The sequence below is a fragment of the Alteromonas sp. KUL150 genome, from assembly GCF_009811475.1.
In the GTDB taxonomy this organism is placed as follows: domain Bacteria; phylum Pseudomonadota; class Gammaproteobacteria; order Enterobacterales; family Alteromonadaceae; genus Alteromonas; species Alteromonas gracilis.
This window is the reverse complement of sequence record NZ_BLIJ01000060.1, coordinates 20,290-45,053: the sequence shown is the minus strand read 5'-3', so window position 1 is coordinate 45,053 and position 24,764 is coordinate 20,290. Positions and strand designations below refer to the sequence as shown.

Genomic DNA, 24,764 nt, shown 5'->3' with positions numbered 1-24,764 from the left:
TGTCGCCTTTTTGCGCTTTCACAACAAAAGTCCTACTTCCTTTGTTGAGAGATGAGCGTTAAAAGCGCATAATATCCTACTGACTTTTGTGCATTGGAATAGGTTTCACTTGTGGCTTCTGCGTCTAAAAACGATAAAAGTGTTGAGAAATTGAAGGTTCCACCTCATAGCATTGAGGCTGAGCAATCTGTTCTAGGCAGCATGCTTATCGACCCTGATAGCTGGGATAAGGTTGCAGAACGGGTCACAGATAGTGATTTTTACAATCGTTCGCATCAAATTATCTTTCGTGCAATCACACGTCTGCTCAATAGTAGCCAGCCCATCGATCTGATTACCGTTTCCGAAGAACTAGAAAAGCACGACGAACTTGAAGATGCCGGTGGTTTTGCTTATTTAGGCGAGCTTGCTAAAAATACACCGAGTTCCGCGAATGTTGTGTCTTATGCGCAAATTATTAGCGAGCGGGCTATCACCCGTGAGCTTATTGGTGTGGCGCACGAAATTGCTGAGGTTGGGTACAATCCAGAAGGACGAGATAGTGCTGATATTCTCGACCTAGCCGAAAGCAAAGTATTCGAAATTGCTGAGCGCAGAACGGGGGAGAACGAGGGCCCTCGCGATGTAGAGTCTGTTCTGGGTAAAACTATCGACCGCCTTGAGGAATTGGTGAAAACCAATAAAGAGGTGACGGGAGTAACGACAGGCTTTACTGACTTGGATAAAATGACCAGCGGTATGCAGCCATCTGACCTAATCATAGTGGCGGCTCGTCCATCGATGGGTAAAACTACCTTTGCTATGAACTTGATTGAAAACGCTATGATGGCAGAAGAAAAGCCGGTGCTGGTTTTCAGTCTTGAGATGCCCTCAGAACAAATCATGATGCGTATGTTGGCTTCATTAAGCCGTGTAGATCAAACTAAAATCCGTACTGCGCAACTCGATGATGAAGACTGGGCACGTATATCTAATACCATGGCCATGTTGAAAGACAAAGATAGCTTATTTGTTGATGACTCTTCAGGCCTTACACCAATGGATGTACGAAGTCGTGCAAGAAAGCTCGCTCGTGAACGCGGTGGGATCAGTCTCATCATGGTGGATTATCTACAGCTAATGCGCGTACCTTCACTCAGTGATAACCGTACCTTAGAAATAGCAGAAATCTCCCGCTCACTTAAAGCACTGGCTAAGGAACTTGAAGTACCTGTTGTTGCACTTTCTCAGCTTAACCGTACGCTAGAACAACGTGCTGATAAACGCCCTGTTAACTCTGACCTTCGTGAGTCTGGGTCAATCGAGCAGGATGCCGACTTGATCATGTTTATTTACCGTGATGAGGTGTATCACGAGAACAGTGAATATAAGGGCATAGCGGAGATTATTATAGGGAAACAGCGTAACGGTCCAATCGGAACCTGTCGCCTTACCTTCCAAGGTCAGTTCTCGCGTTTCGATAACTACGCTGGTCCTGCTATAGCAGACGAATATTAGTCTGCTTTTTTAGCGGCTAAATTATGCGTGTTAGCCAATAAGCCATATACGGTATTAAAGAAAATATTATCGACACAAAAAAGGCGCCGTGCGGCGCCTTTTTCAATTCATAGAAAATAAATTACTTTTCTTCAGCTACTTTTACTGTGTCTTTAACTGTCACTGAAATGCGACGGTTAACACGGTGTGCTTCAGCATCGTTATCAGTATCTAGAAGCTGAGTTTCGCCGTAACCGATAGTCTCTAGACGAGATGAATCGATACCGTACATGTCTACCATTACTTCTTTGAAGTTAGCAGCACGGCGCTTAGAAAGGTCCATGTTATATGCTTCAGTACCTGGAGCAGAAGTGTGACCTTCTACTACTGCAGTTGTTGAAGGATATTGCTTCATAAATTCAGCGAATTCAGAGATTTCTGGATCTTTCGGCATTTTAACAACAGCGCTTTCGTTGTCGAACAGAACGCGTAATGTAATTTCTACGGTCTCTTCGTCAAATACTGTACAACCTTTAGCGTCAACTTTAACGCCAGCAGGTGTATCAGGGCACATATCTTTGCTATCTACTACGCCGTCATTGTCTGCATCTTTGATTGCGCAGCCAGTAGCGTCTACCTTAGTACCTGCTGGTGTGTTAGGGCACTGGTCTACGCTGTTAAGTACGCCGTCGTTATCATTGTCTACACTACAGCCTGTTGCATCAACGCGAACACCTGCTGGAGTCATTGGACACTGATCTTTGCCATCAACAACGCCGTCATTGTCGCTGTCTTTAGGTGCAGATGGAGTAGATTTACCAAACGGAACAGCAATACCTACTTTGATGCTGTAGTCGTTGTAGTCTTCGCCAAAGTCATGGTAAGCCGCGATTTCAGTAACTAGCTTAACGCTTTCATGAAGATCCCAGTGTTTACCAATACCGATGTTACCTAGCGTAGTTGATTCACCTACTGCTTGGCGCTTAATACCACCAAACACGAACCATGCATCGTCAGGCATGAAATAAAGTGCGTCGACACCAACCATCTCGCCGCTATCATCGCCGCCGCCAACATAATCTAGATCTAGCGCTGTAAACTCAACACGAGCCGCCCAGCTTTGAGTGAAGCGGAAGCCGTATTCAAAAGCTACACCACGACCATCGTCGTAAAGCTCACCTTCAGTAAGGTCTAGCGGACGAGAATCATCAGTGTTGTAGTACATGCCAGATAGGCCGAACCAACTTTTATATTCAGGTTCAGAAGAATCTTGTGCAAATGCATTGGTTGAAGATAGTACAGCAAGAGATAGCGCTGCCATTTTAAAGTGTTGTTTCATAGTCACATCCTGTTTAACGTTGAGTGATTATCGATTTTTGATAATTTTGTTTTGTGCTTAGTGAAAATTCCAAGCACAAACTATGCCATTTATAATATGGGTTAGGCTGCGATCCCTTGTAATGTGGCAATAATAGTTCGTCTTCCACCATGATCCCGGTGTTCACCGAGCATGATACCCTGCCATGTGCCAAGTGCAAGCTTGCCTTGTTGGACAGGAATAGTAAGTTGACACCCTAGTATACTCGATTTTAAGTGCGCAGGCATATCATCTTTACCTTCATAAGTATGCCTGAAAAAAGGAAGCTCTTCTCTTACACTATGGTTTAAAAAAGCCTCCATGTCCTGCCGGACAGTAGGATCAGCATTTTCGTTAATCGTTAAACTTGCGCTAGTGTGTTGAAGGAATAAATGTAGTAGGCCTACTTCAACGTGGCGGATACTGGGTAGGGCTGCTTCAACATGAGATGTAATCAGATGAAAGCCCCTTGGGTAACTGTCGAGTGTAATTTTTTCAGACTGCCAGAAATTATTTGTCAAAACAAATTTCCAGGTACGCTAGGCCTTCATCGCACATAAACGGAAGGATAATTTTTGCGCCGTCCACTTGATGGCTTATGGTATGCTGTTTTCCCGATACGACAATCGGCGTTGCCATACCAAATTCATAGCCCCGTTCAGCTAAATCACGCTTTGCATTACCGCAAATCATGTTGGTAACTTCACCAACCATATCACCGACTTCTGCATCAAGCTTCTCTGGACGTTCCCCCACCATTCTTTCCATAATGGTAAGAGCTAGAGGTTCATCGAAAGTAATAGACATTGACCCTCTTACATCCGGACCCACCATTCCAATAAGCCCTGAAACATCACCTTTTGCAATATCATTTTGTTTACGCTTCGGCTTTCCCGGTGTCAATTTTGTCTGTGCCATCGTTTCAAGTACGTTTAGAAGGCCAGCAATAAACGGGTTAACAAAATCAGCATTCATTTACACTCTCCAAGTCAGACTGCGCTTCCGTTTTTTGACAATCGGCACATAATCCATGAGCCTCTATAGTTTGTTTCGATACTTTAAAACCATGTTGCTGAGCCTGACTGTCAAGCGTGTCTTTTAGCCCCTCAGACTGAATCTCAGCGACATCGCCGCAGCTATCGCAAATTAAAAATTGAACGGGATGGTTACAACCAAAGTGATAGCAGGCAACAAACGCGTTTGTAGACTCTAGCCGGTGTATCAATCCAAAATCAAGAAGGAAGTCGAGAGCGCGATAGACGGTTGCCGGCTTGGCGCTCGATTCCGTTTCTTTTAAAGAGTCGAGGAGCTCATACGCACCCATAGGACCGTGCTTTGAAACAAGAATTTCATACACCTTTTCCCGTAGCGGTGTAAATCTAGCGCCGCGCTGCTCGCAATACGCCCGTGCTTTATGAATAAGTGTGGTTTTGTTCATTGATGATAACCGTAAACTCGACTTTCATTGTTATATTAAAGCGTTACTTCTGGATCACGTGGGTTTGAATGTACGTGTGATATCAACTCATCTTCCAACGTAAAACGCTCTTCTAATGTTTCACCGAGCGACGCTAACGCTGAGTCTAAATCAGCGGCCTGCTCAAGCGTTACTGATTGTGCAAACGTATCATTAAATGCGAGAGCTGCGTCAGTAGTTTTTGACAATTTGGGGTAGAGACTGTCTCTTAAATTAAGACCTTCTGTGTCGTTTTCCACCAAAATATCAAAGACCTCAAAGTGTCCTGCAGATAAGTAATCAAGTAATGCACTGCAAAAGTTAGCTATTTCATCAGCGTCGGGTAAGCACTCGCTGTCATTTTTAATGCCTGCTAATTCACAGTAGGAAACGAGCAACGCTTGCCTGTCCATCAACCATCGGTCAATAACATGGCTCTGACCACCCCATTTCGATTTTACGCTTTCCAATTGTTGCAACATATTGATGTGCTACTCATCTAGCGACAATAGGGTCAGTATAACACTGTGCTCTTGCGACACAAATTTTGCTAGAAAAAGTTCCAATTGAAGTCGCAGCGTTAAAATTACTAGAGCTAATTAATAGTGTACTATCTGAAATTAAAAGACAGAGGTGATATTCAATGATGATTAAGCTAGACGAAGCAATGCTCACAACTCAGCAAGCCTTGTGGGTAGTATTCAGCCGAGGAAAATTAGTTGTTCAAGAGTCATCAGAATCTATCCCTGTCGCTTATTTGCACGAGCTTCCATTTTTGACGTCATATATCAGTGATATTCATCAACTACCTCCTTTAAACGAAACCGCGCAGCGAGATTTGCCGGTGTTTGTGGTTGATTTAGGTGCCGAGCATATTGATGAACCAGGTTGGGAGCGCGTGTCATTACGGCAACTTCTTTTTGCTGAATATGATATTGCTTTTTCGGTTATCGGAAGAGCTTGGCAATACATCCATTTTTTGCGCACTCATCAATTTTGTGGCCAATGTGGTTCGAAGACAGAGCGAGTTGATTGGGAAATGGCTACGCATTGCCATCGCTGTCAGCATCGAAGTTATCCGCGAGTCTCACCTTGTATCATCGTTTCCATTCACAATAACGAAAAAGTACTGTTGGCAAAAGGCGTTCGCCATAGAGATGCCAATATGTACTCAACGCTAGCTGGCTTTGTGGAAAGTGGAGAAAGTCTTGAGCAAGCAGTACACCGAGAGGTGTATGAAGAGGTTGGGGTCAAAGTCAAAAATTTACGATATTACAACAGCCAACCTTGGCCGTTTCCTCATTCACTTATGGTGGGATTTATTGCTGAATACGATGAAGGGGAAATACGCTGCCAAGAGAACGAAATAGATGATGCGCAGTGGTTTGATATCGATAACCTTCCAACTATTCCGCCGAAAGTGTCGATTGCAGGGCAGCTTATTGCAGAAACGGTGTCTCTAATTGGCAACAAATAAAAAACCCTGCCGAGGCAGGGTTTCAGTAAGTTTAGCACGGTCCCATTAGTGGGCTTCTTTTCTTTAACCTCTATATTGTTAGCAAACCACTTTTATTAGTGCAAGCTTTTTTTCAAGATTTATCCGTCTTTAATAATCGACAGTGTGGCGTTTTCAAAGAAGTTGTCGCTTAAACGTAGATTTTTTAACTCAGGTTGTAGCGCACCTCATAAAGAATGCTGGTATACTTTCGCGCTCAATTATCTTCTGTTATTTAGGTGAGTTATATGTCGCAAAATTACCCCAGTGTTGATAAACCCGCGTTAAAGAACGATCGTTATTTGCGTGCGTTACTTAAACAGCCGGTAGATGTCACACCTGTCTGGATGATGCGACAAGCTGGGCGTTACTTACCAGAGTATAAAGCGACCCGCGCAGTAGCTGGCGATTTTATGTCACTTTGCAAAAATGCAGAGCTAGCCTGTGAAGTTACGCTTCAACCTTTGCGTCGTTTTCCACTGGATGCGGCTATTTTGTTTTCAGATATTTTGACCATTCCCGACGCAATGGGACTAGGTCTTTATTTCGAGACCGGTGAAGGCCCTCGTTTCAAAAATCCTATCACGTGTAAAGCAGACGTTGACAAAATTGGTCTTCCTGATCCAGAGGGTGAGCTGCAGTATGTCATGAATGCCGTTCGCACAATCAGACGTGAACTTAAAGGTGAAGTTCCGCTAATAGGCTTTTCTGGAAGCCCATGGACCCTTGCTACCTATATGATTGAAGGTGGTTCAAGTAAAGCTTTCACGAAAATAAAGAAAATGGCGTTTTCGGAGCCAGCAATCCTTCATGCACTTTTGGAAAAATTAGCCGACTCTGTAACGGAGTACCTAAATGCACAAATTGCAGCGGGTGCCCAGTCAGTGATGGTGTTTGATACTTGGGGTGGTGTGTTATCACCTCGCGACTACAAAGAATTCTCGTTGCAGTACATGGAACGAATCGTTAGCGGCCTAACTCGTGAAAATGATGGTCGTAAAGTTCCGGTTACTTTGTTCACGAAAAATGGCGGTATGTGGCTAGAATCAATTGCGGCTACTGGCTGTGATGCGGTTGGTTTAGATTGGACTATCGACATCAAAGAAGCGCGAGCACGTATAGGCGATAAAGTGGCACTCCAGGGAAATATGGATCCATCCATGCTCTATGCACAGCCGCAGCGCATCGAACAAGAAGTTGCCACAATTCTGGAAGGTTATGGCGAAGGAAGCGGTCATGTATTTAACCTTGGTCACGGCATTCACTTGGACGTTCCGCCTGAAAATGCTGGCGTATTCGTTGATGCAGTGCATAAATTCAGTAAGCAATATCACAAGTAAGCATACTTCTCTAAGGTATTTTAATGAAAACGTGGCTTGCGGGGCTGATAATATTTGCATTGATAGCAGGTTATAAGGTCTTTAGTTATCAACACCAACTTAGCGAATCAAACGCTGAGAAAGAACGGCTAACCTCTGTGCTAGACCGTTCTCGAGTCACTGAAACAAGCGAGCTTAAAGTCATGAAACCAGCAACAAAGCTTGTTGCTGGCGGCGGACCGGGCGATAAACAACTAAGTGATAATCAGCTGAGTGATAAGCAACTAAGTAATCTGTCGTACGCCGGCTCAAGACAGCATAGCGCGCTCTCAAATGGGAGCGTTAAAAGCTCAAGGCTACCTGCGTCAGATAATTTCTATTCTGAGACTGAGGGTTCGCTTACTTCGTTTTTCTCGCTCCCTCCAAACAACGAGCGCTTTGTCTTAAGTTCTGTTAAATGTGAAAATGGATTGTGCGAGCTAGTGGGTGAATACGACGGCTCTGAAGCAGAGCTTTCTTCGATCATTGAAGCGCTTGAGAGAGAACCTTGGTGGCACTTCGGCAAGCCCATAATAGCAACCGAGTTCGCACAGCGTGGTTTAAAGCTTAACGTTTCTTTTGCAGCTGAACATTTACTGCATAATGATGAGAAGTTTGGCAACGATGTGCAGGCTGAATTAAATCAAAAGGTGGCTTCAGCGGGTTAATCAGGGAAAAGCAATTTTCGCGTAGTTGCGCACTAAGCGTCGCGCGGTAAGCCTTTTTCTATAACCCGTATTAGCCGATGCTGCTGCCTATTTTGCAACTCTAACGCGCTTTTTTTGAGCCCTTGTTGTTGAAGTGCCCAATCAATATGCCTGTCTACCAAATCACTTACTGTGCCTCGCCTCTCGTTTAAAAGCATTGTGATTCCGCTGCTGTATGAAGCGTTTCCAAGTGCCACGGCTATATTACGCTGCCACTTTTCATAGCCAATTCGCCTTATTGGCGAGCCCTCAGTATTAGATAAAAATGTTTCTTCAGACCAGCTAAAGAGAGTATGTAAAGTTTGTCCGTGGAGGGCTTCTCTAGGATGGAAGTCTTCTTCATCCGTGACGTCGGCATAGCGATTCCAAGGGCAAACCAATTGGCAGTCATCGCAGCCATAGATTCGGTTGCCCATCATGGGCCTTAATTCTTCCGGTATGTCTTTGTCCGATTCTATAGTGAGATATGAAATACAGCGGCGAGCATCTACCGTATATGGGGCAACAATCGCATTAGTGGGACATATCGTTAAGCAGGCAGTGCAATTACCGCAGTTTTCTTCAACAGGAGCGTCAACAGGAAGGGGAAGGTTGATAAAAAGCTCGCCTAAAAAGAACCAAGAGCCCGCCTCTTTATTAAGCGTTAAACTATGTTTTCCTGTCCAACCTATGCCTGCTTTTTCAGCGATAGCATGTTCTAATACTGGCGCGGAATCTACAAACGGACGGTACTGAGTATGCTTGAGTGATGCGGTAATTTTGTCACCCAGTTGTTTTAAACGCTTACGCAATACCTTGTGATAGTCGCGCCCTAGCGCGTAGCGACTTATGTATCCTATCTCTCTATTTTTGAGGTGCTTGGCAAATGATGCATCCGGAGGTAAATAGTTCATACGAACACTAATGACGCGCAAGGTGCCAGGTACCAACTCGCTCGGCCGAGCACGCTTCATCCCATGGCTTTCCATATAGGCCATGTCGCCGTGATACCCATTGTCTAACCACTTTTGCAAATGGGACTCGTGCTGATTTAGATCAATATCGCTGATGCCGACTTGTTGAAAGCCTAGCGCTGCACCCCAAGCCTTGATATTGTTTGTTAATTCAACGAGGTCGATAGAACTAATTTCGGACATTTGCTCATGCTAGATACTCAATTAACGTCAAGTTTATCATACAAATTATTTCGGGCCGATCAGGTTAGAGAAAATGAAGCGCAAGCGGCGGCTGAATCAGGTTGCGATATGTTTACCCTGATGCAACGAGCGGGTGACGTTGTGTTCAAGCAATGTTTAGAGCTAATGCCAAACTCTGATGTCTATTTAGTACTCGTTGGTCAGGGGAACAACGCTGGCGACGGTTACATCGCGGCGGTTAACGCTAAGTTAGCGGGTAAGCAAGTTCACTTATGTGCGGTTGAGCCACAAAGAACATTAGAGGGCGATGCAGGAAAGGCGCAGCAGCGTTGGCTTGATTCCGGCGGAAATATCGATGGTTTTGACGCTGCATGGCTGAAAAAAGCTGATGTTGTCATCGATGCCTTGTTGGGAACTGGTATTAACAGTTATATACGAAATGAGTTTGCCGATATTATTGATGCGGTAAATGAATCTTCAACCCCAGTTGTTAGCGTGGATGTACCATCTGGGTTAGACGCCAATACTGGTCAAAGTCTTGGCCGCTGCGTACAGGCCGATATTACGGTGACCTTTGTAGGGATAAAACCTGGCCTTGTGACGGGGGCTGGAAAACAATCCTGTGGCAAGTTGGTTTATGCTGATTTAGGTATTGGGAAAGCCTTTCAGGGGCTTGCGAAAGCTTCTGCTACCATGCTCAATATCGGCCACTTTAAGGGAATGGGCCCTCGCGAAATTAACAGTCATAAGGGGACATATGGTCGACTGTTATGCATCGGAGGAAACCGCGGAACGGCGGGCGCTATTCGTTTAGCGAGCGAAGCGGCGCTTAGAAGTGGTGCAGGTATGGTAAGGGTTTATACTCATGAGTCTTCAGTAATCCAGGTTAGTGCAGGTAGGCCAGAACTAATGGTAACCGACTTCAATTTGGACGATGCGCTAGCGTGGGCAACGTGCGTAGTGATAGGCCCAGGGCTTGGGCAAGATGAATGGGCTGAAGATGTGTTTGAAATCACACTGAAGCATTGTCAACACCAGAACAAGCCCGTGGTCATCGACGCTGATGCGCTAAACTTGCTTTGTAAACAATCAACAGCATTTACCCTTTCAGACAGTATTCTTACTCCTCATTCTGGTGAAGCAGCAAGGTTACTAGGAGTATCCATCGACGACGTAGAAAGCGACCGGTTTAACTACGCAAGACAGTGCTCTCAGCGATATCACGCAGTCTGTGTACTTAAAGGCGCGGGAACGCTAATTGACAATGAGAAGAAAACTTGGGTTTGTCGTCATGGTAATCCAGGTATGGCAACGGCAGGAAGCGGCGACGTTTTAAGTGGAATTTTAGGCGCATTGCTTGCTCAGGGCGTAGAAACTGACATCGCAGCAAAATATGGCGTTGTACTTCACGCAAAGGCCGGAGATGATATTGCCCAACGCTATGGTCAACGTGGTATGATAGCCAGCGATTTGTTTGATGCAGTTCGTGCGCTTATAAACCACTAATTAGCGTGGTTTTGCTCTAATCGGGCAGGCATCTGCTGTGTTACTCGGCCTTAGACTACTGTGGAATATTGTTGATGTCTTACCCGCATACCTCTTTTTTTGCTAATGAATTAGATGATACCGCGCAACTTGCCAAAGACTTGGCGCAAGCCGTTTCAAGTCAGTTACCTACCGATGCTGTTATCTATCTTAACGGTGACTTAGGCGCCGGGAAAACCACCTTCAGTCGTTACTTCATTCAGTCGTTAGGCCATTCAGGTAGCGTTAAAAGTCCAACCTATACATTGGTTGAACCTTATGAGTTGGATAACGTCAATATTTATCACTTTGACCTGTATCGCCTTGCCGACCCTGAAGAGCTCGAATTTATGGGAATCAGGGATTATTTTGGCTCAGGAGCTATCGCGCTCATTGAATGGTCTGAAAAAGGTGGTGAACACTTGGCATCTCCCGACTTAGTGATTAGTATAAATATTACACCGTCGGGTAGACAGTTCAGCCTAGAAGCTAAAAGTTCGCATGGTGCTAAATTGCTTCAACAATGCAAACGTGTTTAACACGCGCTACAAGTGAAAAAATAGAAAGCATAGCCGCTCCGAGGTTTACGAGAGCGGCATAACAACAATACGAAGGCTAAATATGGTGCGCAGTATAGTTTCGGTATTACTTTTGTGTCTTGTGGTGCAGTTTGCCCACGGCGCGCAAAATAACATCGACGGAGTAAGAATATGGCCGTCGCCGGACAATACCCGTGTAGTCTTTGACATGAAAACGGCGCCTGAGTATACCTACTTTACGCTCAAAAACCCGCTTCGCTTAGTTATCGATCTCAACAATACGAACGACACATATAAACTCTCGGATATCGAAAATAGCGGTAACCTAATCAACAAGCTGCGCTATTCAACACCGAAAAACAGATCGTCTGCAAGGATTGTTGTTGAACTAAACAAAAATACGACACCTTCTCTATTTGCTATGGCGCCAGAGGGTGCCTATGGTCATAGGTTGGTGGTAGATTTACCAGACAAAGCAGCTAAAAGTGCGCCAATGCTCACGGCTTCTGCATCAACAGGCTCTGTAGTGCTCGACGACTCGACGAGCTCTCGCGACAGAGACATAATTGTCGCGATAGATGCAGGACACGGTGGGCACGACCCCGGCTCGGTAGGACCTGCGGGCACGTTTGAAAAGCACATAACGCTGAGCATAGCCAAAAAACTTGAAGGCATGATAAACAAAGAGCGCGGAATGCGAGCCATCATGACACGCAGCGATGACTACTATATATCGCCTAACCGCCGACCTGAAATCGCAAGAGAGAAAAAAGCGGACTTGCTGATATCTATTCACGCCGATGCCTTTAGTCAGCCACAGCCACGAGGTGGTTCTGTTTGGGTACTTTCCATGCGAAGGGCTGATACAGAGTTAGGTCGATGGCTAGAAAAATCGGAGCGCCACTCTGAGTTGTTAGGTGGCGCAGCAGAAGTAATTAACGATAAATCAAGCGAGCGTTACTTAACGGAAACCATTCTTGGTCTTTCTATGGATCACAGTATGGCAACCAGTCATGATTTGGGTAACAAAGTTGTTGAGGAATTGAAGCAGGTAACCAGTCTTCACAAGAGGAAACCTCAAGCTGCGAGCTTTGCGGTTTTAACAGCGCCAGATATTCCATCCATTCTGGTTGAAGTTGGTTTCATTTCTAACCCGCAGGAAGAAAAGAACCTAAATTGGTCTAAATATCGCGAACGTTTAGCTGCCGCCATGTTTAATGCAACTAAGCGTTACTTCAAGCAAGTTCCTCCCGATGGTACACTATGGGCTCAAGAAAGAGAGAACAACCGAACCCACAGGGTTAGGAGCGGTGAATCGTTATCGCTGCTGGCTCAACGTTATAATGTTAAAGTGAGCAGTATAAAAGCAGCCAATGATCTCTCAAGCGATGTAGTTCGAGTCGGGCAAGTATTAAATATTCCGAGAACGTAGCATAGCGCACGCTTTATAAGTCTTTATCGGCATCGTTGCCTCGCGTTGCGCTGTATTCGCCTTTTATCCACTAATTATTTCATAGGGTAGCCCTTTGCCTATACAGCTTTTATCTCCACAACTAGCTAACCAAATTGCCGCTGGTGAAGTGGTTGAGCGCCCCGCATCTGTAGTTAAAGAACTGTTAGAAAATAGTCTAGATGCAGGGGCGACAAAAATTGAAGTGGATATTGAAAAGGGCGGCCATAAGCGAATCCGAATAAAAGATAACGGTTTGGGGATCGTCAAAAGTGAATTGCAGCTGGCGTTAAGTCGCCATGCAACCAGCAAAATTACAACCCTCGATGACTTAGAGCAGATTTTATCTCTTGGTTTTCGTGGCGAGGCGCTGGCGAGTATTAGCTCTGTGAGCCGATTAACATTGACCTCGCGAACTGAGTCACAAACCGAAGCATGGCAGGCTTACTGTGAGGGTAGAGAGATGGCAGTGAATATACAGCCAGCAGCTCATCCCGTTGGAACCACTATTGACGTCGCCGACTTGTTCTACAACACGCCCGCAAGGCGTAAATTTTTGCGAACGGAAAAAACAGAGTTTCAGCACATAGAAGACGTTATCAAGCGCATTGCGCTAAGCCATCCTGAGGTGTCTTTCATTCTTAAACACAATGATAAGGTTGCGAGACGATTTATTGCTGACAGAGAAGGGAGCTTAGCAAACCGAATTGCTTCTGTTGTTGGTCAAAAGTTTATTCAAAATGCCGTTCACATTGATACCGAATATGAAGGACTCCACATTGACGCTTGGCTAGGTAATGAAGCTATGCTGCGAAGCAGCAACGATTGCCAGTTTAGTTTTGTTAACGGAAGAGGAATGCGTGACAAACTTATTATGCACGCTATTCGTCAGGCCTATGAAACAGTGTGGGGCGTTATAGAACAGCCGAGTTTTGTCGTCTATCTCACTGTTGATCCAAAAGACGTAGACGTTAATGTTCATCCTGCTAAGCACGAAGTGAGATTCCAGCAAGGTCGCTTAGTACATGATTTTATCTCCAAAGCAGTAGGTGATGCATTACATGCAATAACAGGTGACCAGCCCTTGCTCGGTTCACAAGACCAAACAGCGTCGAGCGGCGGTTTCATGTCTACTAACGTAGAGCACGACTATATAAGGCCACTTCAAGCTCAATCGGAAAATGGCAGTCGAGCTTTTGGTGAATCGAGCCCTTATCCATCCCAACCTTTCTCACAAGATGATTATTCGAATTCACCGTCAATCAGCCATGGCCAGCCAACATTTGGCTCGGCTAAAATGGCAGGGACGAGCAGAGCGAGCGGCGCTACCCCTCGACAAAGTCGAGGGCCAAGCGCAGCATATCAGTCTAGCTATAATGCGCTGATGACGCCAAATAGCGACAACGTTAAAAGAGAAGACAACGCTCAAGGGCCTCTTGAATGTGTAAATCTCTCTTCACTTCAAAGGATGTACCCAAAATCTGAAAAAATTTTTCTGCTTTCGGCGACAAAAGTTGTCAGTATGTGGCTGAGCGAACTATTTTTAAAAGCAGAGCATAGCCAACCGTTACTTATGCCAGTTGCCGTATCACTTGATAACGTAAGCGAACCGCTTCTTACACTTTTGAATTCCTCACACTTTGAAGTTAACAAGGTCGCAGGAAAATATCGATTGCAACAGGTACCGGCAGGAACACGGCATTTACCTTGGCTTATGTGGTTCGAACACTTATTAACTGCTACACCTGACGAAAATTGTGACACATTAGATAAAGTTGTTACGTCGCTGGTATTACCCGCCCACGTACTTGCTGAAGATGTGCATAATCACGTGTGGTACTGGTTGGATGAGCAAAGCGAAGTTAAACAATGGGAAATTATTGAGCAATTTGCTAAAGTGCGCTCGTTAAAACAAGTGCTAGATGTATGGGGAGAATAAAGTGTCCAATGGCATAAATTCTGCATTACCCGTTATAGCTATCATGGGTCCTACGGCGTCAGGTAAAACAGGTTTGGCACTTGAAATTGCTGCGCAAGTAGACAGCGAGATAATAAGCGTCGATTCTGCCTTAGTTTATAAAGGAATGGATATTGGGACGGCAAAGCCAACGCTTGAAGAGAGAGCGGGTGTTGCTCATCATCTCATTGATATTATTGACCCAGTAGAAACGTATTCTGTGTCACAATTCGTGAAGGATACCAACGCACTTATCGGCGAAATATTAGCACGAGGCAAAGTGCCAATTCTGGCTGGTGGCACAATGATGTATTTTAATGCCTTGATAAATGGAATTTCGCCACTACCTAAGTCAGATGAGAACATTCGAGACGAAATAACAAAGCAGGCACAACAGTTGGGTTGGCCTAAATTACACGACGAATTGCGTGGTGTAGACCCAGTTAGTGGTGAGAGAATTCACCCTAATGATCCTCAGCGGATCACGCGTGCATTGGAAGTATTTAGAAGTACGGGCAAAACCTTGACACATTGGCAACAGCAAGAAGGTGAAAAATGCCCTTATGATATTGCACAATTTGCCATAGCGCCCGCAGACCGCGCAGTATTGCACTCGCGTATTGCAACTCGCTTCGACATGATGTTGGAGCAGGGGTTTGAGAAAGAAGTATTAAAACTCTACGAACGTAGTGATCTACATGAAGCATTGCCTTCTATACGTTCAGTAGGATATAGGCAGATGTGGCAGTACTTAGATGGCCAGTTGAGTTATGCCGAAATGCGTGAAAAAGGCATAATTGCTACAAGGCAACTAGCCAAGCGTCAACTAACGTGGTTGAGAGGCTGGGAGCAGGTTACGTGGCTAGACACATTTGCTAACGATAATTTGACTAAAATTACAGCGAAAGTCACACTTTAAACAGTTGAGTGTGGTATACATTAGACGTGCAGTGATAGTGAAATTTCTATCACGAATAATAAAAACTAAGGATATCAAATGGCTAAAGGGCAATCTTTACAAGACCCATTCTTGAACGCTTTGCGTAAGGAACGTATTCCAGTATCAATTTATTTGGTAAATGGTATTAAACTTCAGGGACAGGTTGAATCATTCGACCAATTCGTTATTTTACTGAAGAACACAGTAAGCCAAATGGTTTATAAGCACGCAATTTCTACTGTTGTTCCAGCACGCGCTATAACAATGCCTAGCGCAGGAGATTCTGAAAATACTAAAGGTGAATAATTTAAAAGGTAACGCGCTTGTTTGACCGTTATGAAGCCGGTGAACAGGCTGTACTTGTTCATGTAAATTTTTCCGATGAAGACTCAAAAGAGGACTTAAGTGAGCTTGAATTGCTTGTGTCTTCGGCAGGGGTGAATGCGGCTGAAGTTATTACAACTTCACGTACTGCGCCTCTTGCTAAGTATTTCGTCGGCTCAGGTAAGGTAGAGGAAATAGCAGCAGCGGTTAGGGCACATGACGCCAACGTTGTTATTTTCAATCACGCCCTTTCTCCTTCTCAGGAGCGAAATTTAGAGGCCGTGTGTAAATGCCGGGTGTTAGATAGAACGGGGCTCATTCTTGATATCTTTGCGCAACGCGCGAGAACTCACGAGGGTAAGCTTCAGGTTGAACTAGCTCAGTTGAGACATATCTCAACGCGTCTCATCAGAGGATGGACTCACCTTGAGCGTCAAAAAGGTGGTATTGGTCTTCGCGGTCCGGGTGAAACACAGCTAGAGACTGACCGTCGTTTACTTCGTGGTCGTATTAAAGCCATTCTTCGTCGTTTGGAAAAAGTGCAGAAGCAACGAGAGCAGGGTCGCCGCTCTCGTAAACGCGCAGAAATTCCTACGGTATCCTTAGTTGGCTATACGAACGCGGGTAAATCAACCCTGTTTAACACCATTACCGACTCTCACGTCTATGCTGCTGACCAGCTGTTTGCAACGCTAGATCCCACTTTACGTAAAATCGAGTTGAAAGATGTAGGCCCTGCCATACTCGCAGACACGGTTGGTTTTATTCGTCATCTTCCTCATGACCTTGTTGCTGCGTTTAAAGCAACGCTTCAAGAAACTCAAGAAGCTGATTTACTGCTCCATGTTGTTGACGTTGCTGATGCAAAATACCGTGAAACCATGGATGAAGTTAACAACGTGCTTGAAGAAATAGAAGCGGGAGACATTCAACAATTACTAATCTGTAATAAGATTGATAAACTAGACGACGTAAATCCCCGTATAGAAAGAAACGATGAGGGCGTGCCCGTTCGAGTGTGGCTTTCTGCGCAGACAGGTGAAGGGACGGAATTATTAAGCCAAGCTTTAACCGAGTGTTTGGGTAAAAGCATGGTCAATTACACATTGAAGATTCCCCCTGCACAAAGTCGATTGCGCGGTGTGCTGTATGAGCTAAACTGCATTTCTAGCGAAGAGTACGACAGTCAGGGAGACTGGGTAGTGGACGTAAGAATGCCCGCAGCTGACTGGAACAGATTGGAAAAGCGTCTGGAAAACGGAATATCAGAGTATGTTGTGCGACATTAGTCAGTGCTAGTCACTGGGTTGAGCATAAAGAATTCAAAAATATAACAGTAATCTATGGAGTATCAGCATGGCTTGGAATGAGCCGGGTGGCAATAATAACGACCCGTGGAAAAATCGCGGGGGGAAAGAACAAGGTCCCCCAGATCTAGACGATGTGTTTAAAAACTTATTCGGTAAGTTTGGAAAGTCAGGTGGTAACGGTGGTGGCTCAGGTAAAAGCCTTGGTGGTATCGGTGCGGGTATTCTAGTAGGCCTGCTCGTTGTGATCTGGTTTATCAGCGGCTTTTACACTATCCGTGAAGCAGAGCGCGGTGTAGTGCTGCGTTTTGGTGAGTATTATCAACAGGTTGAGCCGGGTCTTCGCTGGGCGCCAACGTTTATTGATACTGTGATACCTGTAGACGTTCAGTCAATACGCGATCAATCTTCATCTGGCTCTATGCTCACGGAAGATGAGAACGTTGTGAGCGTCCAAATGGAAATGCAATTTCGCGTTGTTGACCCTTTCCGTTGGACCTTCGCGGTGGAAAGCCCAGAGCAAAGCCTTAGTCAATCGCTAGACAGCGCAATTCGTTACGTTGTAGGTCATTCTAAAATGGATGACGTGCTCACCGATGGTCGTGAAGTTACTCGTCAGCGTGTGTGGGAAGAGCTCCAAGCTATTATCGAGCCTTACAATATGGGCGTGTCGATTATCGATATGAACTTCCGTGATGCCCGTCCACCTGAGCAAGTAAAAGATGCGTTTGATGACGCAATAGCCGCGCAAGAGGATGAACAGCGCTTTATTCGTGAAGCAGAGGCGTACGCAAGAGAAATTGAGCCTCGTGCTCGTGGTCAAGTAAACCGCATGAACGAAGAAGCGCAAGCGTACAAAGAGCAGGTGACGCTGGAAGCGCAGGGTGAAGTTGCACGATTTAAAGAGCTTCTTCCACAGTATGAGCGCGCGCCGCAAGTAACACGCGAACGTATTTATTTAGAGACTATGGAAGAAGTGTTGAGCAGCACCAGTAAAATCATGGTAGACAGCAAGGGCGGTAACAACATGATGTACTTGCCACTTGATAAGATTATGGAGCGTCAGCAGTCTACATCTAAAGAACGTTCACGCAGCACATTAGAAGGCTTACAAGCACCGGTAACCGATGCAAATGGTCGCAGCCGTAATAGCTCGCCTACCTCAGGCCTTCGCGGTGACAGCTTTAGAGAGGGGAGATAAGTATAATGAAGAATTTATTAATTGCAGTATTCGTTCTTCTTGTCTTGCTAGCATCAGGCTCTCTGTTTGCAGTTAAGGAAGGCGAGCGTGCTATCGTTATCCAGTTTGGTAAAGTCCAGAGAGATGACGCCACGGGCGACACGAAAGTCTTTGAGCCGGGTCTTCACTTTAAACTCCCGTTTATCGACTCAGTACGCGTACTCGATGCGCGAATTCAAACCCTTGACGGTTCTCCGGATCGCTTCGTAACAAGCGAGAAAAAAGACCTTATCGTTGATTCTTATGTTAAGTGGCGCATTGACGATTTTGCACGCTACTACCTTTCAACAGGTGGTAATAAGCTGCAAGCTGAAGCGTTATTAAAGCAAAAAGTTAATAACGGTCTTCGTTCAGAGTTCGGTACGCGCACCATTGCGCAAATTGTCTCTGGCGAGCGTTCTGCGCTTATGAATCAAGCGATGGAACAAGCTTCAACTTCGTCTGATGAACTGGGTATTGAGATTGTTGATGTACGCGTTAAGCAGATTAACCTGCCTACCGAAGTGAGTAACTCAATCTTCCAACGCATGCGAGCAGAGCGAGCGGCAGTAGCCCGTGAGCACCGTTCAGAAGGTCAGGAGCAGGCTGAAGTCATAAAGGCTAATATTGATGCGAAAGTGACAGTTATGCTTGCTGACGCCGAGCGTAACGCTCGACAGCTTCGTGGTGAAGGTGATGCAATTGCTGCGCAAATTTATGCTGAAGCGTATTCGAAGAATGCAGACTTCTACAGCTTCTTGCGCAGTATGGATGCCTACAGAAACAGCTTCAATAGTAAGCAAGATGTTATGGTCATTGCCCCTGACAGTGATTTCTTTAAGTATATGAATCAGTCTAAAGGCAATTAACCCGTCCTTTATTCCTTTTAAAAAGCCAGTCTTTTCGACTGGCTTTTTTATGCGAGCTTGTATATTAAGTTAATGATTTTCAGACTTAATTTCCTTATTTCAAAAGCTTCGCAAAAAATTTGTACAGGACGTTTACCTTTCATTTTCCCTCTCCACTGCCAAATTTTCACTAAATCGGGTAAAATACCGCCTGACTACAATTAAAACGCGTCACTATTTCTGTATAAAGTTGGTGCCTTCCCAGCACTAATCTTAATGTGGTAGACGTCAATAAACGACAGAGGGAAGATTTTGACAACGGAAAACACAAATTCAGCGTCTGCCGATAAAAATGGCGGACAAGGCGGGTTATTTTCTCGATTTCTCGCTACGGTAGAATGGTTAGGAAACCTTCTCCCCCATCCGGTAACGTTATTTGCGCTACTTTCACTCTTCATCGTAGTGTTAAGTGGAATACTAGGCTTTTTCGATATTGCCGTTGCTGACCCACGCCCAGTTGGCGCAAAAGGTCGCGAAGAAGACGGTATGATTGAAGTGATATCGCTTATGAGCGCAGAAGGGCTTCAGCGTATCGTTACTGGTTTGGTAACAAACTTTACCGGCTTTGCGCCGTTAGGTACCGTACTTGTTGCACTGCTTGGTGTATCTGTCGCTGAACACTCCGGCCTGCTATCTGCGGCGATGCGAGCTCTTGTGATGAATGCATCAAAGCGTGCGGTAACGTTTGCAATCGTTTTTGCTGGGATTATTTCAAACACGGCTTCAGAGCTTGGCTATGTGGTGCTTATTCCTTTAGCGGCTATGATTTTCCATTCCTTAGGCCGTCATCCCCTTGCTGGTCTTGCCGCAGCATTTGCTGGGGTCTCAGCTGGCTACAGTGCCAATCTATTGCTTGGTACCGTTGACCCTCTCCTTTCGGGTATTACTGAAGCGGCTGCTCACATGATTGACCCCGATTATATGGTTGGGCCGGAAGTGAACTGGTATTTCATGTTTATCAGTACGTTTGTTGTAGCGACGATGGGCGCATTGGTCACTGAAAAGGTTGTTGAGCCTAGATTAGGAAAGTATGACCCTAGCGAAGCGTCAATAGATTTAGGCAAACAAACGATGGATGCACCGACTGATCTAGAGAAGAAAGGTTTACGTTGGGCCGGTATTTCCTTTGTTGTTGTATGCGCTATCTTGGCATTGACCGTGGTGCCAGAAAACGGCATTTTGCGCCATCCTGAAACCGGCGAAGTGGCAGGCTCTCCTTTTCTTAAAGGAATTGTTGCCTTCATATTTATTACCTTCGCTATTCCTGGTTTCGTGTACGGCAAAGTTACGAAATCGATGAAAAACGATAAAGATGTCATCGATGCCATGTCTAAAAGCATGGGGGCCATGGGCCTTTACATTACGCTAGTATTTTTTGCAGCGCAGTTTGTCGCTTTCTTTAAGTGGACTAACTTAGGCACAGTTTTAGCGGTTAAAGGCGCTGCGTTGCTGCAAGCGGCAGGACTAGACGGCCCAGCGGTATTTATTCTGTTTATCTTGATGTGTGGTGTGGTTAACCTTTCTCTAGGCAGTGCCTCTGCTCAATGGGCTGTAACCGCTCCTATATTCGTGCCCATGCTTATGCTAATTGGCTACGCGCCGGAAGTTATTCAAGCGGCTTATCGTATAGGTGATTCGGTTACGAATGTTATTGCGCCTATGATGAGTTATTTCGGACTTATCTTGGCCATGGCCGCAAGGTATAAAAAAGACTTAGGTATGGGGACGCTTATCGCAATGATGTTGCCTTATTCCATGGTATTTATCGTAGGTTGGACCATACTCTTCTATATCTGGGTATTCCTGCTAGGTATGCCGGTGGGTCCAGGGGCGGCGACTTATTATCAGCCCTAAGCAAATAGTCTGACTCATCGCTGTACGGTTTACTCGGTGGCGAGCAAAAGCGGCACATGTTTATGAAAAGTTTTTCTGAGCATCTGCCGCTTTTTTAATATCTAAAAACTATCAATCTAATCGCACATTTTTGACGTTATCAAAGATCATAAACTACGTTAATTCAGTATAATACGGATACAGCGCAGTACTTCTCGGAATAAGCATAGATGAAATACAAATCGAATAACGGTTTCACCCACGGGCAAGCTGACAAAATCGGGGTGCTAGTAACAAATTTAGGAACACCGCAAGCACCAACTAAACAGGCGTTACGCCCATATTTGAAAGAGTTTCTTTCTGACCCTCGTGTGGTTGAAGTTCCAAAAGCGATTTGGTGGTTTATTCTTAACGGCATTATTTTAAATATTCGTCCCAAGCGTTCGGCAGAGGCCTATTCAACGGTTTGGACCGAAGAAGGCTCGCCTCTGATGGCAATCACGAAAGCGCAGGCGAGTGCTATAGCAGAACGCTGTAAGGCAAAATACGGCGACGATGTTATTGTCGATTTCGCCATGCGTTATGGCAAGCCAGCGGTATCAGACACAATTGAAGCTATGCTTGCAAAAGGCGTGCGTAAGCTTGTGGTTTTACCCCTCTACCCGCAGTACAGCGCGTCGACAACAGGTTCAACCTTTGATGCTATTGCCAAAGATTTCACCTCGCGCCGTTGGCTTCCTGAGTTTCGTTTTGTAAATCATTATCACGACCGCGATAACTTTATCACAGCGCTTGCCAACAAGGTAAAAGCCCACTGGGAAACGCATGGTAGAGCAGATAAGCTGATTTTGTCTTATCACGGTATTCCTAAACGTTATTTGATGAACGGCGACCCGTATCACTGTGAATGTCATAAAACGTCACGACTACTTGCTGAAAAACTTGGGCTTTCACACGACGAATACATGACAACGTTTCAATCTCGTTTTGGTCGAGAAGAGTGGTTGAAGCCGTATACAGATGAAACCCTGAAATCTTTGCCTGAGAAGGGCGTTAAATCGATTCAGGTTATGTGCCCAGGCTTTTCAGCAGACTGCCTTGAAACTATTGAGGAAATTGGTGAAGAGAACCGCGAGTACTTTATGGAAGCAGGTGGAGAGCGTTATGAATATATTGCCGCACTAAACAGCGACAAAGAACATATCGATGTGCTTTTTGACATAGTGCAAGAAAACCTGCACGGCTGGACAGTAGAATCTGATAATGGTCTGCGTGCTGGATTGGCGAGAGCTTTGGGCGCGGAAAAGTAGCTGCGCATTATTCTCGATTTGGTCTAAATCAGTCGCATTTATTTTCACCGGCCGCTTTTCACTCAGGCTATAGGGTTTAGCAATACGATTAAAGGGAGAGAACAACGTGGACGCAAAAGCACCCAAGGCACTACTTAAAGCACAAAAACTAGCGAATCTGCTAGATACGGCGGTAAAGCTTCCTCTTATTCCAATAAGAATAGGTTTGGATTCCATTATTGGCCTTATCCCTGGCGCGGGTGACGCGCTTATGCTGTTTGTATCGTTGCGCATTGTTTGGCTTGGAAAATCTTTAGGTATGCCGAAAGCGCTTGTTGCGCAGATGGTTAAAAACTCGGCCATCGATTTTGGTTTAGGTTTTGTTCCTTTCATCGGCGATATCGTTGACGTGTTTTATAAAGCGAATCAAAAAAACGTTCGCATTATGGAGCGCTGGTGGATAAGCGAAAACAAAGTGAACGTTGATGCCGCTACCCAAGCTAAGCTAGCGCAGTGGGAAAGTGAAAACCCATAGGTCATAGCGTGATCTTTTAAAGTATCGGTCAAGCCATTAGCCCTCGGTTTGGCTTTGTTACTCATGTCTCAAACCCTCACTACAAACCTATTTATCGCATAACTTATACACTACATGCGATAAGCATGGGGCGGCCCTTATTCTCTTATTAACGAGTGAAATAAGGGGCTGAACATAACAATCGACTCACGTGTCATAAAAAAATATCAATCGTTTTTTATGCTGTTGCCGTAGGAATCAATCACAATCTATTAAAATATACCCTTCTACAAGGAGCGTGCAGCACATGAAAGCGTCCGATTTATTTGTGAAAGCGTTAGAAGCCGAAGGTGTGGAATACGTTTTTGGTATTCCCGGTGAAGAAAACCTCGACTTATTAGAGTCGTTGCGTGAGTCTTCGATTAAGTTGGTGCTAACTCGTCATGAGCAAGGAGCAGGCTTTATGGCTGCTACCTATGGACGACTTACAGGAAAAGTCGGAGTATGTTTATCAACCCTCGGGCCGGGTGCTACCAATTTAGTGACTCCAGCGGCTTATGCTCAGTTAGGTGCTATGCCTATGCTTATGATTACTGGACAAAAGCCCATTAAAACCAGTAAGCAAGGTCGTTTTCAAGTGATTGATATTGTCGACATGATGCGACCGATTACCAAGTTTACCAACCAAGTTGTAAGTGGTGACAGGATCCCTTCTACAGTAAGGGAGGCATTTCGACTCGCCTCTGAAGAGCGTCCGGGTGCAGTTCACATAGAGCTTCCTGAGGATATAGCGGCAGAGCAAACGAGCGCACCGCTGTTAAAGCCTAGCGTAGCTCGTCGTCCTATTGCTGAATATAAAGCAATTTCTTCAGCTATTAGCATGATAGAAAACGCACAATCCCCTTTACTACTTATCGGCGCAGGTGCAAACCGTAAGCTAACAGCCAAAATGTTAAGAGAGTTCGTCGATAAAACCTGTATTCCCTTTGTCACTACGCAAATGGGTAAGGGCGTGCTTAACGAGAGCGATTCTCGATTTGCTGGGAATACGGCGCTGTCTGACGGAGACTTTGTTCACAGAGCGATAGAACGTGCAGATCTCATTATTAATGTGGGCCATGATGTAGTAGAAAAACCACCGTTTTTCATGCACCACAACGACAAAAAAGTGATTCATGTTAATTTTGATTCGGCAGCCGTAGACCCGGTTTACTTTCCTCAACTTGAAGTGGTTGGTGACATTGCTAATAGCATTTGGCAAATAAAAGAAGGAATTACCCCGCAAGATAGTTGGAAACTCGATTTCTATAAAGACGTGCATCAAGCCTATGTCGAACATCGCGCCGAAGCGGAAGATGACAACCGATTCCCTATCTTACCCGAGCGTTTAGTGCGAGATATACGTAAGGTAATGCCAGACAACGGCATTGTTACGTTAGATAACGGCATCTACAAAATTTGGTTTGCCAGAAACTATCCCGCTTATCACCCAAATACACTGCTTTTAGATAATGCACTCGCATCAATGGGTGCTGGTTTGCCTTCCGCCATTGCCGCTAAACTCGTCAATCCAGATGCCCCTGTTTTAAGTGTCTGCGGTGACGGTGGCTTTATGATGAATAGCCAAGAGATTGAGACCGCAGTGAGGCTCAAGCTAGATCTTGTTGTGATCATATTGCGTGACGATGCGTACGGTATGATCAAGTGGAAACAGGCAAACATGCAGTTTGATGAGTTTGGTTTAGACTACGGCAACCCTAATTTTGTCAAATATGCGCAAAGTTATGGCGCGCAGGGCTGGCGGGTAGATGATACCGACGTACTCATTCACATGGTGGATAAGTGTTTGAACACAAAAGGTGTGCACATTATCGATTGTCCCGTTGATTACAGCATGAATGACAAAACACTAAATCATACGATTAAAGAGCTAAGTGCTAAGCTTTAAGCCAACGCAACATAACGTTAAGGAGTC

Annotated in this window: 23 protein-coding genes; 17 read left to right on the top strand and 6 right to left on the bottom strand. The window is 45.1% G+C overall.

What is annotated here, in order from left to right; translation table 11 throughout:
- Positions 1-111 precede the first annotated feature (111 nt).
- Positions 112-1,497, top strand: coding sequence for a replicative DNA helicase (dnaB, locus tag GVO62_RS13995; RefSeq protein WP_105932633.1), 1,386 nt, complete (start codon positions 112-114; stop codon positions 1,495-1,497).
- Positions 1,498-1,618: 121 nt separating this feature from the next.
- Here dnaB and GVO62_RS13990 read toward each other — a convergent pair whose 3' ends face one another.
- From GVO62_RS13990 to rsd, 5 genes are all read right to left on the bottom strand, one after another.
- Positions 1,619-2,815, bottom strand: coding sequence for an OmpA family protein (locus GVO62_RS13990; RefSeq protein ID WP_120962642.1), 1,197 nt, complete (start codon positions 2,813-2,815; stop codon positions 1,619-1,621).
- A gap of 101 nt (positions 2,816-2,916) precedes the next feature.
- Positions 2,917-3,354, bottom strand: coding sequence for a secondary thiamine-phosphate synthase enzyme YjbQ (locus tag GVO62_RS13985; RefSeq protein ID WP_159119748.1), 438 nt, complete (start codon positions 3,352-3,354; stop codon positions 2,917-2,919).
- Positions 3,344-3,808: a chemotaxis protein CheX gene (locus GVO62_RS13980; protein WP_105932636.1), complete on the bottom strand. Its 465-nt coding sequence runs from the start codon at positions 3,806-3,808 to the stop codon at positions 3,344-3,346. Before GVO62_RS13980 ends, GVO62_RS13985 begins: the two co-directional genes overlap by 11 nt.
- Positions 3,798-4,271 (bottom strand): transcriptional repressor, encoded by a 474-nt coding sequence (locus tag GVO62_RS13975; RefSeq protein WP_105932637.1) that lies wholly within the window; start codon positions 4,269-4,271, stop codon positions 3,798-3,800. Before GVO62_RS13975 ends, GVO62_RS13980 begins: the two co-directional genes overlap by 11 nt.
- A 35-nt stretch (positions 4,272-4,306) precedes the next feature.
- Positions 4,307-4,771 (bottom strand): sigma D regulator, encoded by a 465-nt coding sequence (gene rsd, locus GVO62_RS13970; RefSeq protein ID WP_159119747.1) that lies wholly within the window; start codon positions 4,769-4,771, stop codon positions 4,307-4,309.
- A gap of 161 nt (positions 4,772-4,932) precedes the next feature.
- Here rsd and nudC point away from each other — a divergent pair, with 161 nt between their 5' ends.
- The 3 genes from nudC (at position 4,933) to GVO62_RS13955 (ending at position 7,810) form a co-directional block, all read left to right on the top strand.
- The gene (nudC, locus tag GVO62_RS13965; RefSeq protein ID WP_159119746.1) at positions 4,933-5,766 is read left to right on the top strand and encodes an NAD(+) diphosphatase; all 834 of its coding nucleotides are present in this window, start codon (positions 4,933-4,935) and stop codon (positions 5,764-5,766) included.
- Positions 5,767-6,032: 266 nt separating this feature from the next.
- On the top strand, positions 6,033-7,124 hold the full coding sequence (gene hemE, locus GVO62_RS13960) for a uroporphyrinogen decarboxylase (protein ID WP_159119745.1): 1,092 nt from the start codon (positions 6,033-6,035) through the stop codon (positions 7,122-7,124).
- A gap of 23 nt (positions 7,125-7,147) precedes the next feature.
- Entirely contained in the window at positions 7,148-7,810 is a 663-nt protein-coding gene (locus GVO62_RS13955; RefSeq protein ID WP_159119744.1) for a hypothetical protein, read from the top strand.
- 32 nt (positions 7,811-7,842) lie between these two features.
- On the opposite strand, the gene queG is transcribed toward GVO62_RS13955, so the two are convergent.
- Positions 7,843-8,985 carry a tRNA epoxyqueuosine(34) reductase QueG gene (gene queG, locus GVO62_RS13950; protein WP_159119743.1) on the bottom strand — a complete coding sequence of 381 codons (1,143 nt, stop codon included), beginning with the start codon at positions 8,983-8,985 and terminating at the stop codon, positions 7,843-7,845.
- Between the two features lie 6 nt (positions 8,986-8,991).
- Between queG and GVO62_RS13945 the strand changes: the two genes are divergently transcribed.
- From GVO62_RS13945 to GVO62_RS13885, 13 genes are all read left to right on the top strand, one after another.
- Complete coding sequence (locus tag GVO62_RS13945) at positions 8,992-10,491, top strand: NAD(P)H-hydrate dehydratase (RefSeq protein ID WP_159119742.1); 1,500 nt, start codon at positions 8,992-8,994, stop codon at positions 10,489-10,491.
- A 74-nt stretch (positions 10,492-10,565) separates the two neighbouring features.
- Positions 10,566-11,048 (top strand): tRNA (adenosine(37)-N6)-threonylcarbamoyltransferase complex ATPase subunit type 1 TsaE, encoded by a 483-nt coding sequence (gene tsaE / locus GVO62_RS13940; RefSeq protein WP_105932644.1) that lies wholly within the window; start codon positions 10,566-10,568, stop codon positions 11,046-11,048.
- Between the two features lie 82 nt (positions 11,049-11,130).
- Positions 11,131-12,480 (top strand): N-acetylmuramoyl-L-alanine amidase, encoded by a 1,350-nt coding sequence (locus GVO62_RS13935; protein ID WP_159119741.1) that lies wholly within the window; start codon positions 11,131-11,133, stop codon positions 12,478-12,480.
- A gap of 94 nt (positions 12,481-12,574) precedes the next feature.
- Complete coding sequence (gene mutL / locus GVO62_RS13930) at positions 12,575-14,437, top strand: DNA mismatch repair endonuclease MutL (RefSeq protein ID WP_159119740.1); 1,863 nt, start codon at positions 12,575-12,577, stop codon at positions 14,435-14,437.
- Positions 14,438-14,480: 43 nt separating this feature from the next.
- Positions 14,481-15,374 carry a tRNA (adenosine(37)-N6)-dimethylallyltransferase MiaA gene (gene miaA / locus GVO62_RS13925; RefSeq protein WP_236547170.1) on the top strand — a complete coding sequence of 298 codons (894 nt, stop codon included), beginning with the start codon at positions 14,481-14,483 and terminating at the stop codon, positions 15,372-15,374.
- 78 nt (positions 15,375-15,452) lie between these two features.
- Positions 15,453-15,701: an RNA chaperone Hfq gene (hfq, locus tag GVO62_RS13920; RefSeq protein ID WP_014951092.1), complete on the top strand. Its 249-nt coding sequence runs from the start codon at positions 15,453-15,455 to the stop codon at positions 15,699-15,701.
- Between the two features lie 17 nt (positions 15,702-15,718).
- Complete coding sequence (gene hflX, locus GVO62_RS13915; protein WP_105932647.1) at positions 15,719-17,008, top strand: ribosome rescue GTPase HflX; 1,290 nt, start codon at positions 15,719-15,721, stop codon at positions 17,006-17,008.
- 67 nt (positions 17,009-17,075) lie between these two features.
- Positions 17,076-18,227 (top strand): FtsH protease activity modulator HflK, encoded by a 1,152-nt coding sequence (gene hflK, locus GVO62_RS13910; RefSeq protein ID WP_105932648.1) that lies wholly within the window; start codon positions 17,076-17,078, stop codon positions 18,225-18,227.
- 5 nt (positions 18,228-18,232) lie between these two features.
- The gene (gene hflC, locus GVO62_RS13905) at positions 18,233-19,114 is read left to right on the top strand and encodes a protease modulator HflC (protein WP_105932649.1); all 882 of its coding nucleotides are present in this window, start codon (positions 18,233-18,235) and stop codon (positions 19,112-19,114) included.
- Between the two features lie 291 nt (positions 19,115-19,405).
- Positions 19,406-21,007: an AbgT family transporter gene (locus GVO62_RS13900; RefSeq protein WP_159119738.1), complete on the top strand. Its 1,602-nt coding sequence runs from the start codon at positions 19,406-19,408 to the stop codon at positions 21,005-21,007.
- A gap of 209 nt (positions 21,008-21,216) precedes the next feature.
- On the top strand, positions 21,217-22,296 hold the full coding sequence (gene hemH / locus GVO62_RS13895) for a ferrochelatase (protein WP_105932651.1): 1,080 nt from the start codon (positions 21,217-21,219) through the stop codon (positions 22,294-22,296).
- 106 nt (positions 22,297-22,402) lie between these two features.
- The gene (locus tag GVO62_RS13890) at positions 22,403-22,810 is read left to right on the top strand and encodes a DUF4112 domain-containing protein (protein ID WP_159119737.1); all 408 of its coding nucleotides are present in this window, start codon (positions 22,403-22,405) and stop codon (positions 22,808-22,810) included.
- 286 nt (positions 22,811-23,096) lie between these two features.
- Complete coding sequence (locus GVO62_RS13885) at positions 23,097-24,737, top strand: acetolactate synthase large subunit (protein ID WP_105932653.1); 1,641 nt, start codon at positions 23,097-23,099, stop codon at positions 24,735-24,737.
- Positions 24,738-24,764: the final 27 nt, after the last annotated feature.

Coding starts and splice junctions, on each gene's coding strand:
- GVO62_RS13990 (WP_120962642.1), bottom strand. CDS start 2,815: ATGAAACAACACTTTAAAATGGCAGCGCTATCTCTTGCTGTACTATCT.
- GVO62_RS13980 (WP_105932636.1), bottom strand. CDS start 3,808: ATGAATGCTGATTTTGTTAACCCGTTTATTGCTGGCCTTCTAAACGTA.
- GVO62_RS13975 (WP_105932637.1), bottom strand. CDS start 4,271: ATGAACAAAACCACACTTATTCATAAAGCACGGGCGTATTGCGAGCAG.
- rsd (WP_159119747.1), bottom strand. CDS start 4,771: ATGTTGCAACAATTGGAAAGCGTAAAATCGAAATGGGGTGGTCAGAGC.
- nudC (WP_159119746.1), top strand. CDS start 4,933: ATGATGATTAAGCTAGACGAAGCAATGCTCACAACTCAGCAAGCCTTG.
- hemE (WP_159119745.1), top strand. CDS start 6,033: ATGTCGCAAAATTACCCCAGTGTTGATAAACCCGCGTTAAAGAACGAT.
- GVO62_RS13955 (WP_159119744.1), top strand. CDS start 7,148: ATGAAAACGTGGCTTGCGGGGCTGATAATATTTGCATTGATAGCAGGT.
- queG (WP_159119743.1), bottom strand. CDS start 8,985: ATGTCCGAAATTAGTTCTATCGACCTCGTTGAATTAACAAACAATATC.
- GVO62_RS13945 (WP_159119742.1), top strand. CDS start 8,992: ATGCTAGATACTCAATTAACGTCAAGTTTATCATACAAATTATTTCGG.
- tsaE (WP_105932644.1), top strand. CDS start 10,566: ATGTCTTACCCGCATACCTCTTTTTTTGCTAATGAATTAGATGATACC.
- GVO62_RS13935 (WP_159119741.1), top strand. CDS start 11,131: ATGGTGCGCAGTATAGTTTCGGTATTACTTTTGTGTCTTGTGGTGCAG.
- miaA (WP_236547170.1), top strand. CDS start 14,481: ATGGGTCCTACGGCGTCAGGTAAAACAGGTTTGGCACTTGAAATTGCT.
- hfq (WP_014951092.1), top strand. CDS start 15,453: ATGGCTAAAGGGCAATCTTTACAAGACCCATTCTTGAACGCTTTGCGT.
- hflK (WP_105932648.1), top strand. CDS start 17,076: ATGGCTTGGAATGAGCCGGGTGGCAATAATAACGACCCGTGGAAAAAT.
- hflC (WP_105932649.1), top strand. CDS start 18,233: ATGAAGAATTTATTAATTGCAGTATTCGTTCTTCTTGTCTTGCTAGCA.
- hemH (WP_105932651.1), top strand. CDS start 21,217: ATGAAATACAAATCGAATAACGGTTTCACCCACGGGCAAGCTGACAAA.
- GVO62_RS13885 (WP_105932653.1), top strand. CDS start 23,097: ATGAAAGCGTCCGATTTATTTGTGAAAGCGTTAGAAGCCGAAGGTGTG.